Source organism: Veillonella agrestimuris (genome assembly GCF_943193065.1).
In the GTDB taxonomy this organism is placed as follows: Bacteria; Bacillota; Negativicutes; order Veillonellales; family Veillonellaceae; genus Veillonella; species Veillonella agrestimuris.
This window is the reverse complement of sequence record NZ_CALPCS010000001.1, coordinates 46322-59987: the sequence shown is the minus strand read 5'-3', so window position 1 is coordinate 59987 and position 13666 is coordinate 46322. Positions and strand designations below refer to the sequence as shown.

Annotated in this window: 12 protein-coding genes; all 12 read left to right on the top strand. The window is 39.1% G+C overall.

What is annotated here, in order from left to right:
- Positions 1-69 precede the first annotated feature (69 nt).
- The 12 genes from NFR29_RS00290 (at position 70) to folE (ending at position 13665) form a co-directional block, all read left to right on the top strand.
- Positions 70-2028 (top strand): YgiQ family radical SAM protein, encoded by a 1959-nt coding sequence (locus tag NFR29_RS00290; RefSeq protein ID WP_251421483.1) that lies wholly within the window; start codon positions 70-72, stop codon positions 2026-2028.
- Positions 2028-3065: an ABC transporter substrate-binding protein gene (locus NFR29_RS00285; protein WP_251421480.1), complete on the top strand. Its 1038-nt coding sequence runs from the start codon at positions 2028-2030 to the stop codon at positions 3063-3065. Before NFR29_RS00290 ends, NFR29_RS00285 begins: the two co-directional genes overlap by 1 nt.
- A gap of 25 nt (positions 3066-3090) precedes the next feature.
- Complete coding sequence (gene rimO / locus NFR29_RS00280; protein ID WP_251421477.1) at positions 3091-4437, top strand: 30S ribosomal protein S12 methylthiotransferase RimO; 1347 nt, start codon at positions 3091-3093, stop codon at positions 4435-4437.
- 22 nt (positions 4438-4459) lie between these two features.
- Positions 4460-5707, top strand: a complete 1248-nt coding sequence (locus NFR29_RS00275) for a competence/damage-inducible protein A (protein ID WP_251421474.1) — start codon at positions 4460-4462, stop codon at positions 5705-5707.
- Between the two features lies 1 nt (position 5708).
- Positions 5709-6755 carry a recombinase RecA gene (recA, locus tag NFR29_RS00270; RefSeq protein ID WP_251421471.1) on the top strand — a complete coding sequence of 349 codons (1047 nt, stop codon included), beginning with the start codon at positions 5709-5711 and terminating at the stop codon, positions 6753-6755.
- A gap of 7 nt (positions 6756-6762) precedes the next feature.
- Positions 6763-7224, top strand: a complete 462-nt coding sequence (locus NFR29_RS00265) for a regulatory protein RecX (protein ID WP_251421469.1) — start codon at positions 6763-6765, stop codon at positions 7222-7224.
- Between the two features lie 157 nt (positions 7225-7381).
- The gene (rny, locus tag NFR29_RS00260) at positions 7382-8926 is read left to right on the top strand and encodes a ribonuclease Y (RefSeq protein ID WP_277612491.1); all 1545 of its coding nucleotides are present in this window, start codon (positions 7382-7384) and stop codon (positions 8924-8926) included.
- 165 nt (positions 8927-9091) lie between these two features.
- Positions 9092-10849 (top strand): DNA primase, encoded by a 1758-nt coding sequence (dnaG, locus tag NFR29_RS00255; RefSeq protein ID WP_251421466.1) that lies wholly within the window; start codon positions 9092-9094, stop codon positions 10847-10849.
- Between the two features lie 22 nt (positions 10850-10871).
- The gene (gene rpoD / locus NFR29_RS00250; protein WP_251421463.1) at positions 10872-12020 is read left to right on the top strand and encodes an RNA polymerase sigma factor RpoD; all 1149 of its coding nucleotides are present in this window, start codon (positions 10872-10874) and stop codon (positions 12018-12020) included.
- A 104-nt stretch (positions 12021-12124) separates the two neighbouring features.
- The gene (queD, locus tag NFR29_RS00245; protein ID WP_251421461.1) at positions 12125-12463 is read left to right on the top strand and encodes a 6-carboxytetrahydropterin synthase QueD; all 339 of its coding nucleotides are present in this window, start codon (positions 12125-12127) and stop codon (positions 12461-12463) included.
- Positions 12450-13100 (top strand): radical SAM protein, encoded by a 651-nt coding sequence (locus NFR29_RS00240; protein ID WP_251421456.1) that lies wholly within the window; start codon positions 12450-12452, stop codon positions 13098-13100. Before queD ends, NFR29_RS00240 begins: the two co-directional genes overlap by 14 nt.
- A gap of 1 nt (position 13101) precedes the next feature.
- Positions 13102-13665, top strand: a complete 564-nt coding sequence (folE, locus tag NFR29_RS00235) for a GTP cyclohydrolase I (RefSeq protein WP_251421453.1) — start codon at positions 13102-13104, stop codon at positions 13663-13665.
- Position 13666: the final 1 nt, after the last annotated feature.

Genomic DNA, 13666 nt, shown 5'->3' with positions numbered 1-13666 from the left:
AGAACTCCAAATTTTAAATTACAAATTCTAACATGCAAATGATGTTATAGATAGAGAAAGGTTGCAGTAATGAATACGTTTTTAGTGACTTCTAGGGCCGATATGGAGGCGCGAGGATGGGCTGAATTAGATTTTGTGCTCATCAGTGGGGATGCTTATGTAGATCATCCTTCCTTTGCACCAGCCGTTATTGGTCGATATTTAGAGGCAAAAGGCTATCGCGTAGGCATTATTGCGCAACCGGACTGGAATGATGTAGAGGCATTCAAAATCCTTGGAAAACCGCGATTAGCATCGTTGGTGACAGCAGGTAACCTGGACTCTATGTTGAATAAGTTTACGGCGGCTAAGAAGATTCGCCGTGAAGATGATTATTCACCAGGCGGTGAGTCTGGAAAACGCCCTGATCGAGCTACATTGGTGTATGCGAACCGCATGAAAGAAGCGTATCGAGATGTGCCATTAATTATTGGCGGTATTGAAGCTTCCTTACGCCGTTTTGGCCATTATGATTATTGGTCCGACACAGTGCGCCGTTCTATCCTTGTAGATGCGAAGGCAGATGTTCTTGTTTACGGTATGGGGGAATTGCAAGTTGCTGAATTGGCCGTAGCCCTCGATGCAGGCCGATTTGATTCGGCTTTACCGACTATTCGCGGCATCTGCTACATGGCCAAAGATGTACCTGATGCACCACATGTTATTTGCCCTTCTTTTGAGGCTATTAAAGAAAACAAACAAGCCTTTGCGGAGGCCTTTAAAATTCAATATGATGAACAAGACCCGTACTACGGTAAAATCGTAGTTCAACAACATGGGGATCGTTATGTCATACAAAATGCACCTGCCTTGCCATTGACGCAAGAAGAAATGGATGAGGTTTATAATTTGCCTTATACTCGTACGTGGCATCCTGTGTATGATGATAAAGGGGGCGTACCAGCGTTAAGTGAAGTGCAATTTAGTCTCGTCAGTCAACGAGGCTGTTTTGGTAGTTGCTCTTTTTGTGCTATTACGAATCATCAAGGCCGAATTATTCAAAATCGTAGTCATCAATCTCTTATTAGCGAAGCAGAAACGATGATACAAATGGATGGATTTAAAGGTTATATCCATGACGTAGGGGGACCAACAGCGAATTTCCGCCATTTGGCTTGTGCAAAACAAGCTAAATTTGGTGCCTGCAAGGGGCAGACCTGTGCAGCACCCATTCCTTGTGAGCAATTAGATACAGATCATAGTGATTATTTATCGTTACTTCGTAAATTGCGCAAATTAAAAGGTGTCAAAAAAGTATTTGTTCGTTCTGGTTTGCGCTATGACTACGTATTAGCAGACAATAATAAAGAATTTATAAAAGAATTGTGTGAACATCATGTCAGCGGTCAATTAAAAGTGGCTCCAGAACACGTGTCTAATAGAGTTACTACAATTATGGGGAAAGCTGGAAAAGAAGAGTTCCTAAAGTTCAAATCATGGTTTGAAGAAGCTAATCGAAAATTAGGAAAAAAACAATACTTAGTGCCTTATTTTATGAGCTCTCACCCTGGATGTACCTTGATGGATGCCATTGAATTGGCCGAGTTTTTACGAGATCAACATATTTACCCTGAACAGGTACAAGATTTTATTCCTACTCCTGGTAGCTTATCTACGTGCATGTATTATACGGGTATCAATCCATTAGATGGAAAACCAGTTTACGTTGCCAAAAAAGGTAGAGATAAAGCAAAACAACGGGCTTTAATGCAATATAAAAATATTGAAAACTACGATCTCGTAAAAGAAGCTTTGTTAGAAGCAAATCGGAGTGATTTGATTGGTTTTGGGCCGCAATGCTTAATCCCGCCAAGACCGATTCGTAAACAACAGGGGACTAGTTCATCTGATTTTGCTGCATCGCATAGAAATAGCAAAGGCAATAAGAGCCGTCGAAATCAGCAACAAACATATAGCAGTGCATTGAATAAGACTAAACAACGCAGTAAAGGGAAGTCTACAGGTACTAAACAAAGGAGATCTAAATAATGAAACGTTGGGTAGCATTTAGCATATTATCTTTGTTTGTTTTAGCTATGTTGGGATATGGCATGTTTTTCTATTATGCAGACCAAAAAGAGCGATCTAAAGAACCAGTAAGAGGAGAATTGACACTCTATACAGACTTGCCGAATAATATCACTACCTTATTAGCTGATAAATATTTGGCGGATCAAAATATAAGAGTAACAATTATGCCTCTTACGGAAGAGCAAATGACAGAATGGGTAAGCGATGGTACAAGTATGACAGATGGCGATATTGTGATCACCTCTGAAGATAATCTCGTCATCGGCGCTAGTAAAGGCAAATTTGATTCTATCATTACGGAGCGAACTGATGAAGTGGCGGACGCTTTAAAAGATGCTAATGGATATTGGGTTGGCGTTTGGTATGATTCTATTGTATTTGTACAAAATACGGCATTCTTTAATACAATGGGACGCTATATTACGACTTGGGATACCTTACAAAAAGAAGGGAATTGGCGCGTTGTCATGACTGATTTTGTAGCATCTCAAAATGCAGCGAATCTCCTCTATAATATGGTGGAATATAAAGGGGAAGCAGAGGCCATTGCTTATTTGTGGGCTTTAAAACCACATGTGATACAACATGCTAAATTTCTATCTACACCAGTCCGATTGACTGCTCTTGGAGAAACTGATATTGGTATTGGCAACTTATCGGATGCACAACAATATATTCGTCATTCTTATCCAATCAAAATGATTTATCCAGCAGATGGTACCTCTTATTATTTAACAGGTGTGGCCATTGATAAGAATACGAAACATAAAAGTGAAAGCATTGATTTTGTAAATTGGCTATTATCTATGGAGACAGCTAATTATATGATTGATAATAATTTTACTTATCTCTTTACAAATCCAGAAGTACCAGATCCAGTAGATGCACTAGGTAGAACATCTATTATTTGGCCTGTTCAGGGTGGATATACGGTGGAAGGAAAACAAGGCTTACTTAATCAATGGATTAGTCAAGTCCGTTTTCGCCGAGAATGATACGATTTTATAGAAAGGAATTCCAATGTCTAAATTATTGGGATATATTAGCCTAGGTTGTGCTAAGAATCTAGTAGATACAGAAGTTATGCTGGGTATTTTGAAAGATAATGGCTATGCTATTACAGAAGACCTAAGCGAAGCTGATTTAATTATTATTAATACCTGTACTTTCATTGAAAAAGCAAAAGCTGAGTCAATTAATACGATTTTAGAGGCGGCTCAATATAAAGAAGAAGGTAAGGCAAAAGGCCTTATTGTAGCTGGTTGCTTAAGTCAACAATACCAAGATGAGTTGTTTCAAGAAATTCCAGAAATCGATGCGTTAATCGGTACAGGTGCGTGGGATCAAATCATGGTAGCCGTTGATGCTATCGAACACGGCAATCGTAGCTGCATCATGGAAAATATTACCAATATTTACGATGAAAGAATGCCTCGTATTCAAACGACACCTCGCTATAGTGCGTACGTAAAGATTGCAGAAGGTTGTAATAATGGTTGTACATTCTGTATCATTCCTAAAGTGCGTGGCGCTTTTAGAAGTCGCACTATTGAGTCTATCAAAGCAGAAGTAGAACGATTGGCTGCATCTGGCGTAAAAGAAATCGTTCTCATTGCTCAGGATACGACGAGCTATGGCATCGATTTAAATGATGGGAAACCATTATTGACGACATTATTGAAAGAACTATGTACCGTTCATGGTATTGAATGGATTCGCATGCTGTACTTATATCCAACATTCTTTAGCGATGAATTATTAGATATTATCGTCAATGAGCCAAAACTTTGTAAATATGTAGATATTCCATTACAACATGTGAATGATGATATTTTGAAACAAATGAATCGCCGTGATTCAAGAGCCGATATTGAGCGGTTGTTAAAGAAGATTCGCAGTGCACCAACTCACGTTACGTTGCGTACATCGATTATTGTGGGCTTCCCTGGTGAAACAGAGGAACAGTTTGAAGAGCTATGCGAATTTGTAAGAGCTATCAAATTTGATAATATGGGCGTATTTATTTACTCTCAAGAAGCTGGTACTGTAGCAGGCGCTAGAGAAGACCAAGTTCTGGAGGAGATTAAAGAAGAGCGCTATCATGTATTGATGTCCATTCAGGCAGCTATTTCTGAAGAAAACAACAGAAATCTTGAGGGAACTATTGATGATGCTATGATTGAAGAGTTAGAAGAAGGCGATCATAATACAGTTCTCGCCAAAGGTCGCTTAAAATCACAAGCTCCTGACGTAGATGGAAACATGTATATCGAAGACGTAGGGGATCGAGTAAAACCGGGTGATATTGTAAAAGTACAAGTAGACCAAGGTTTTGCTTATGATGTAGTAGCTACTATAATAGAGTAATCTATGAAGTGTTGGAGGCATAATGATTGTAGAGTTAATATCTACGGGGTCTGAACTCCTTTTAGGAGATATTGTTAATACGAATGTGGCTTGGTTGTCTAAAGAATTAAATAAACTAGGGTATACAGTAGCTTATCAATCTGTAGTAGGAGATAATCCAGAACGTATGGAAGAAGTCTTTCGCCATGCTGCAGCACGGGCTGATATTATAATCTCTACTGGCGGATTAGGTCCTACACAAGGAGACATTACTCGACAAGTATTGGCGAAGGTATTAAACCGCGATGTAGTTCTCAACGAACAAGCTATGACTGAAGTGGAACGATTTTTCCAACGCCTTAAACGATCTATGCCTGTTGAAAGTCAACGGGAAGCGATGTTACCAGAAGGCTCTTTGATACTTCATAATCCTGTAGGCGTTGCACCTGGTGTGATTACTACGGATGGAGACAAGACATTCATACTATTGCCAGGGCCTCCAGGTGAGATGAAGGGCATTTTTGCACAGAGCCTCTTGCCATATTTAGAGGAGCGATTTGGTTCACAAGGTGTGGTTTTGTCCTATCGATATGGGATTTATAATATGCGCGAAATCGATTTGGAAAAAACATTGATGGACCTTATTAAGACCCAGTCGAATCCGACTATAGCACTGCTTATTAAGAAAGGATATATAGAACTGCGTATTACTGCTAAGGCAGGATCTGAAGCGTTAGCGAAATCATTGCTAGAACCTTGGGATCGTGAAATCCGTCAGCGATTAGGAAATCGGATTGGTCGAAACCTAGAGATACCGATGGAAGTCGTTTTGGGTGAAGCATTAGTGGCTAGCAAGGGGACTATAAGTACGGCTGAATCCTGTACAGCAGGACTCGTAGGGAAATCAATTACTAATGTTAGTGGTAGCAGTGCCTATTATATGGGTGGTGTTGTTTCTTATAGTAATGAAGTGAAACATAAAACATTAGGTGTACCACAAGAGTTGTTAGATAGGTATGGTGCAGTCAGTGAAGAAGTAGCTAAAGCGATGGCCGAAGGTGTTCGCACAGTAATAGATACTACTTATGCGGTCTCTACGACAGGTATTGCTGGACCTAGTGGGGGAAGTGCAACAAAGCCGGTAGGTCTCGTTTGGTTTGGCGTTACTGGTCCTAAGGGAACAAAAGGATATAAAGCTAATTTAATTGGCAATCGAGAAGAAATTAGACAAAGTGCAGCTGAATTGGCACTGTATTATATGAATTTATACATACAAGAAAAGGGGATATAGCATGGTGAATGATGGTAGACAAGTAGCATTAGATAATGCGTTAAAACAAATTGAAAAAGATTTTGGTAAAGGGGCTATTATGCGCCTTGGAGAAGCGTCTGATCGAATGAATGTAGAAGTGATTCCATCTGGTTCTCTCGCTATCGACTTAGCCGTTGGTGTAGGGGGATTCCCAAGAGGTCGTGTTATTGAAATTTACGGACCTGAATCTTCTGGTAAAACTACAGTTGCTTTGCATGCTGTGGCAGAAGCTCAAAAACAAGGTGGCGTTGCGGCTTTCATTGACGCTGAACATGCGATGGATCCTGTATATGCCCGTAATTTAGGGGTAGATATTAATAATCTGTTAGTATCTCAACCAGATAATGGTGAACAAGCCTTAGAAATTACAGAAGCCCTTGTTCGCAGCGGTGCCGTTGATATTGTTGTAGTCGATTCTGTTGCTGCCTTGGTACCTAGAGCAGAAATTGAAGGTGAAATGGGAGATGCTCACGTAGGTCTCCACGCTCGTTTGATGAGTAAAGCCCTTCGTAAGTTGACAGGTACAATTAACCGCACAAAAACAGTGGTTATCTTCATCAACCAATTGCGTGAAAAAGTAGGCGTTATGTTTGGTAACCCTGAAACGACAACAGGCGGTCGAGCTCTTAAATTCTACTCTTCTGTTCGCTTAGATGTGCGCAAAGGGGAGTTAATTAAATTGAACAACGAAAATGTAGGGGCTCGTACAAAAGTAAAAGTCGTTAAAAATAAAGTAGCGCCTCCATTTAAAACAGCAGAATTTGATTTAATGTATGGCACAGGTATTTCCAAAGAAGGTACACTTATTGATATCGGTACAAATATGGAAATTATTAAAAAATCTGGTGCTTGGTATTCCTACAATGGGGAACGTATGGGCCAAGGTAAAGAAGCAGCTAAACAATATTTACATGAAAATCCTCAAATTTCTGATGAAATCGAACGCATCGTTCGCGATACATTAGCTGTGGAACCTGAAAATTTCGACATAGTAGGGGAAGAAGTTACAGAAAGTGTAGAAGAATAAGTAGCTAATGAATGAAGTGGAAACTAATCATTTTAGTGAAGAGGAAAAACAAAAAGCTCTCGATCAAGCGTATCGATTTTTAGCGCAGCGATTTCTCAGTGCTTATGAACTACGCCAGAAAATGAGACGAAAACAAATTCCTTCAGACCTCATCGACTATGTGGAAGAACGATTGCTCTATTACGACTACATCAATGATGAACGATTGGCTAAACAAGTGGTATCGTATTTAATGGAAGAACAAAAATACGGTGCTTTTATGATCAGACAAAAAATGAAGCTCCGTGGTCTACATGTGCCCGTAGATATTGAGAACTACGATGAGTTGAGCGCTTGCTATCGGGTAGTTGATAAGAAGTATGGTTCTCATATTCAAGATGTACCGCATCAAAAGGTGATGAACTTCTTGCGCAATAGAGGCTTTTCGATGTCTACCATTTCTCAAGTGTGCCGAGATTATTATGAATAAGAGAGTGTTATGGAGTCCCGTCAGTCCTTGACAGAACGGACTTTCAAGCATAAAATTAGTATAGCTGAATAAAATATTCAGCTATACTAATTATTTATATTTATAATCAAATATTTGGAACCAATGGGCGTGGTGCCCGAATGAGAAACTATAGGAGGTGAGACTCATTCTAGAGTATAGTCTAATTGCAGTGATTATGGTACTGATTGGACTAGGGGTAGGCTATTTTTTACGAAAAAATATTGCTGAAGGAAAACTGAATCAAGCTGAGCAAGAAGCGGCACGCATCATTGCTAACGGTGAACGTACAGCTGAGTCTAAAAAGAAAGAAGCTTTATTGGAAGCTAAAGAAGAAATTCATAAGCTCCGTTCTGATGTAGAACGAGAAAATAAAGAACGCCGTTCTGAGTTACAACGTTTAGAGCGTCGTATTCTTCAAAAAGAAGAATCTTTAGATAAAAAATTAGACAATATTGAGCATAAAGAAGAAGCTTTACATCGTAAAGAAGCTGACTTAGTCCAAAGTCAAGAAAAAGTAGAAGCTTTGTACGAAAAACAAATGGCAGAACTAGAACGTATCTCTGGCATGACATTTGACGAAGCACGCAACATTTTGTTGACAAATGTGGAGCAAGAAATTCGTCATGAAACAGCTATGATGATCAAAGAAATGGAACAGCAAGCGAAAGACGAAGCAGATAAGAAAGCAAAAGAAATTATTTCTGGTGCTATACAACGCTGCGCTGCCGATCATGTAGCAGAAACGACAGTTTCCGTTGTTGCATTGCCAAATGATGAAATGAAAGGTCGCATTATCGGTCGTGAAGGTCGGAATATTCGTGCCCTTGAAACATTAACTGGTATTGATTTAATCATTGATGACACACCAGAAGCAGTTATTTTATCTGGTTTCGACCCAATCCGTCGTGAAGTGGCGCGTATTGCTTTAGAAAAATTGATTGTTGATGGTCGTATTCATCCAGCTCGCATTGAAGAGATGGTAGCGAAAGCGCGTAAAGAAGTAGACCAAACAATTAAAGAAGCTGGTGAACAAGCTACTTTTGAGGCTGATGTTCACGGCTTGCATCCTGAAATTGTTAAAATCTTAGGTCGTTTAAAATACCGTACTAGTTATGGTCAAAATGTACTTAAACATTCCATCGAGGTGTCCCACTTAGCAGGTTTAATGGCCGCAGAACTTGGTTGTGACGTTACATTAGCTAAACGAGGTGGTTTGATTCACGATATTGGTAAAGCCTTAGATCGCGAGATGGAAGGCTCTCACGTAGAAATCGGCGTTGATGTAGCCCGTAAATATCGTGAAAGCGAAGCAGTTGTAAACTGTATCGCTGCGCATCATGGAGATGAAGAGTTCCAAAGTGTTGAAGCTGTCCTCGTAGCGGCAGCAGATGCCATTTCTGCAGCTCGTCCAGGAGCTCGTAGAGAAACGTTAGAGAATTATTTAAAACGTTTAGCAAAATTGGAAGAAATCGCAGAATCTTTTGACGGCGTTGAAAAATGCTTTGCTATTCAAGCGGGTCGAGAAATTCGCGTTGTAGTAAAACCGGATAAGATTGATGAAGCAGAGGCTACATTACTTGTTCGAAATATTATTAAACGCATTGAATCCGAATTAGAATATCCTGGTCAAATCAAGGTTGTTATTATTCGTGAAACACGCGTTGTAGATTACGCAAAATAAGCGTTATCAATTATGAATAGGCTGCAATTTATTGCAGCCTATTTATTATCATTAATTTGTATTGACTCTAGAGAGATAAGATTGACTATGTAACTCTTATCTTTGTAGAGTCAATAGGAATTTCGTGGATTAGTGGTGAATTATATAGAACGGAGGTGTTTTGATATGAGCCGATATTTTGAAAATGAATTAATTGAACAAATTAAAGATGCCAATGATATCGTGTCAGTTGTATCAGAACACGTAGCATTAAAGAAAAAAGGTAAGAACTATTGGGGGTGCTGCCCTTTCCATAATGAAAAGACGCCATCCTTTAGCGTAGCTCCAGATAAAGGTTTTTATTACTGCTTTGGTTGCCATGCATCAGGAAATGCCATTAAATTTCTTATGGAATTAGAAGGTATTACTTTCGTAGAAGCCTTAGAACGATTAGCAAATCGTGCTAACATTCCGCTGCCAGAAGCGAAATTGTCACCTCAAGTGAAGGCTCGTGAAGAACGGCGTAAAAAACTATATGAAGCGTGTGAACTAGCAGCTAGTTTCTTTCATAATTGCTTAGTTAAAACATCTATCGGCAAGCCTGGTTTAGACTATTTAAAACAACGTGGTCTGACTACTGAAACGATAGAGAAGTTCAAATTAGGCTTTGCTCCTGATGCTTGGGATCGCCTTTACAAATCATTTACAGAGCGAGGTATTGAAGAGTCTATTTTGTTAGAGCTCAATTTAATTCGGAAAAATGATAAAGGTCAAGTGTACGATTTTTTCCGCAATCGCATTATGTTTCCTATTATGGATGGGAAGGGGAGAGTCGTTGCCTTTGGGGGACGTGTTATGGATGATAGTACGCCCAAATATTTGAACTCTCCAGAGTCGCAAATTTTTGAAAAAGGGAAACTGTTATTTGCCTTTGATAAAGCATACAAGACGATTCGAGAAAAGAAACAAGCCATTTTAGTAGAAGGCTACATGGATGTTATTTCTGCTCACAATGTGGGTCTTACTAATGTAGTGGCTTCTTTGGGGACTGCTTACACTCGTGATCATGGGCATGTATTGATGCGTCAAGCGGAAGAAATTATTTTAGCTTATGATATGGATGGCGCTGGTCGGCAAGCTGCAACGCGAGCGATTGAATTATTGCAGAATACAGATTTTAAAGTACGCGTACTGGCTATGCCAGATGGGAAAGATCCAGATGATTATATTCGCAATCACGGCCCAGTAGCTTTTGAAAGACTCGTAACTGATGCAGTGAAACCGTTGGATTATTTGTTGAGTGAGTCCCTTATCAAACATGATACTAATATTCCAGAAGGTAAACAGGCTGTATTAGAAGAAGTATTCCCATTTATTGGGAATATACAAAATCAAACAGTTCGAGACGATGCATTGAAAGCATTAGCACTACCTTTGTGGCTCGATAATAGTACGATTTATAGATATTTCAGAAATTATACGAAACGGGGCAATATTGAAATCGTCAATGAAGCGGTACCAACTGTAAATACTACGGCTAATGGTGATGAAGATATGTTGGTGGCTTTAGCCATTAACGATAGTCAAGTCTTGGAAGAGGTAGTGAAGTATTTGCCACTAGAGGACTTTCAAAATATTTCATATCGAGGTATAATAGAAAAGATATACACCTTATTTACTGATACAGGCAACATACAAGGGGAGTCTATTGCTGAGGTGCTAACACCTGAAGAATATGAAGTATATACGAGACTCATGATGTTTGAAGTGAATGAGGCTGTACCTGTACTCATCCGCAAAATTAGGCTTCATTCGTTGCGTGAACAATATAAAGCGCATTCAATTATGGCGGATCAATTAAAACGTGCAGGAGATTCGGCATTTATTAGCGAATTACATAAGTGTCAGGAAATACAAAGCCTAATTAGAGAATGGTCTAAGTAGTAAGTAATTAAAGGAGAGCGCTGTGGCTAAGAAAGTACAAAAAAGTCAGATTGAGGAGATTGTGGAACAACTTCTTGAAAAAGGCCGAAAAAACGGTGTGTTGACACAATCTGAGATTTCAGATGCTCTTCATGAGCAAGCTGAACTAACTGCTGAACAATTAGACGATATTTATACAACGCTTGGTAAACTTAATATTGAAGTTGTGGCTGATATTGATAGAGAGCATGATGATATAGATTCAGATGAGGAATCAGACGAAGAGGCAGAGAAAAATATCGATATTGACCTTAGTGTTGATGCTAGTATAAACATTGACGATCCAGTTCGTATGTATTTGAAAGAGATTGGTCGCGTACCATTGCTTTCTGCAGACGAAGAAATTATCTTAGCAAAACAAATTGAAGCAGGTGCTAAAGAAGACGCTACATATAAAGAAATTCAACTTAGCAAAAAGGCTAAGAAAAAATTGGTAGACGCGAACTTGCGCCTCGTAGTAAGTATTGCTAAACGTTATGTTGGTAGAGGCATGCTTTTCTTAGACCTAATTCAAGAAGGTAATTTGGGCCTTATCAAAGCAGTAGATAAATTTGATTATACGAAGGGTTATAAATTCTCCACCTACGCAACGTGGTGGATTCGTCAAGCTATTACGCGTGCTATTGCGGACCAAGCGAGAACGATTCGTATTCCTGTTCATATGGTTGAGACTATCAATAAATTGATTCGTATTTCTCGCCAATTATTGCAAGATAAAGGACGGGAACCATTGCCAGAAGAAATTGCAGAAGGTATGGGAATCACTGTTGAACGGGTTCGAGAAATTCAAAAAATTGCACAAGAGCCAGTATCTTTAGAAACGCCAATCGGTGAAGAAGAAGATTCCCATTTAGGGGACTTTATCGAAGACCAAGATGCGATTGCTCCAGATGATGCTGCTAGCTATATTTTGTTACAAGAACAAATTGAAGATGTCTTTACATGTTTAACAGATCGAGAGCAACAAGTCTTGATTTTGCGATTTGGTTTGAAAGATGGTAAGCCTCGTACATTAGAAGAAGTTGGTCAATACTTCAACGTTACGCGTGAACGAATTCGCCAAATTGAAGGTAAAGCATTAACAAAACTTCGCAATCGCGGAAAACGCGATAAAATTAAGGATTTCTTATAAGATATCATGTACAGTCTCTAGCAAGATTGTAGAATATGCCTAGTGGTATGTTCTATGAATCTTGTAGGGACTGTATTTTCACGTGGTCTGTAAGAGGAGGACCTATGTATACAGTTTCTAAACGATTGGAGATCAGTGCATCTCATCAACTTAAATTAGATTATCCTAGTAAGTGCCAACAATTACATGGGCACAATTGGATTGTTACAGTTCATGCTCGCAGTGAAGAATTGGATCATAATGGAATGGTCATCGACTTTACAGTGATTAAAGAAAAAATTCATGGTCGCTTAGATCACCGTCACATCAATGATGTACTAGGTGATATCAATCCTACTGCTGAAAATATGGCAAAATGGATTGCCGATGAATTAGGGCCTAAATGTTTTAAAGTAGAAGTGCAAGAGTCGGAAGGAAATGTAGCTACTTATGAACGTAGTTGAAATATTTAATTCCATCGATGGAGAAGGACGTCGACAAGGTCAATTGACGACTTTTTTACGACTTCATGACTGCAATATTCGATGCTCTTATTGTGATACTACTTATAGCTATGGACCAGATAGCGATTACGACACTATGACCGTAGAAGAAGTAGTGAATCGTATTGAGGCTTTCAAAAACCACCGTATTACGATTACTGGGGGCGAACCATTATTGCAGGAATATGACGTTATAGACCTGGTAGATACGCTGTATGAACGAAACTGTTATTACGATATTAATATTGAAACGAATGGCACCATTGTGCCTAGTTTTTACAGACCGTATGTGTGGTTTACCTATGATTACAAAATGCCGTCATCCTTAGCGGAAGAGTATATGGATTTAGGTATATTTAAAGTAGCTACCGAGGCAGATTTGATTAAGTTTGTAGTTTCTTCTGAAAACGATTTAGATCGGATGCATCAGATTCTTGCTGATAATCCTACAAAAGGGCAGATTTATGTGTCTCCTGTGTGGGGGGCTATTGAAGGGGCAACTATCGTTGAGTACATGATTAAACACAATCTACAAGATGTGAGATTGCAATTGCAAATTCATAAATTTATTTGGGATCCTAATGCAAAGGGGGTGTAGTATGGATACAGAAAAAATTGAAGGCTTAGTATATGAGCTGTTGAAAGCTATCGGTGAAAACCCTGACCGCGAAGGTTTACTAGAAACGCCTAAGCGGGTAGCTCAAATGATGGTGGAAATGTACGAAGGTATTCAATATAGTAATGCTGATATTGCAGATATGTTTGGTAAAACTTTCACTGTTGACACAAATCAAATGGTTGTAGTGAAAGACATTTCCTGTTTTTCTTATTGTGAACATCATATGGCTTTGATGTACGATATGAATATTAGTGTTGGCTATATTCCGAAAGGAAAGGTCATTGGTTTGTCCAAAATTCCTCGTATTGCCGAAATGTGTTGTAAACGATTACAATTACAAGAGAAAATTGGCGAAGATATTAGCGAAGTCATTTCTCTTGCTACTGGATCGGAGGACGTCATCGTTCATATTACATCATCCCATAGTTGTATGAGTGCGCGAGGTATTAAAAGCACAGATAGCAAAACTACAACATTGGCTACAAAAGGTGCTTTTGGTGATGATGCTATGATTCAACGCTTTATGTTGATGAAACAGTCCTAAT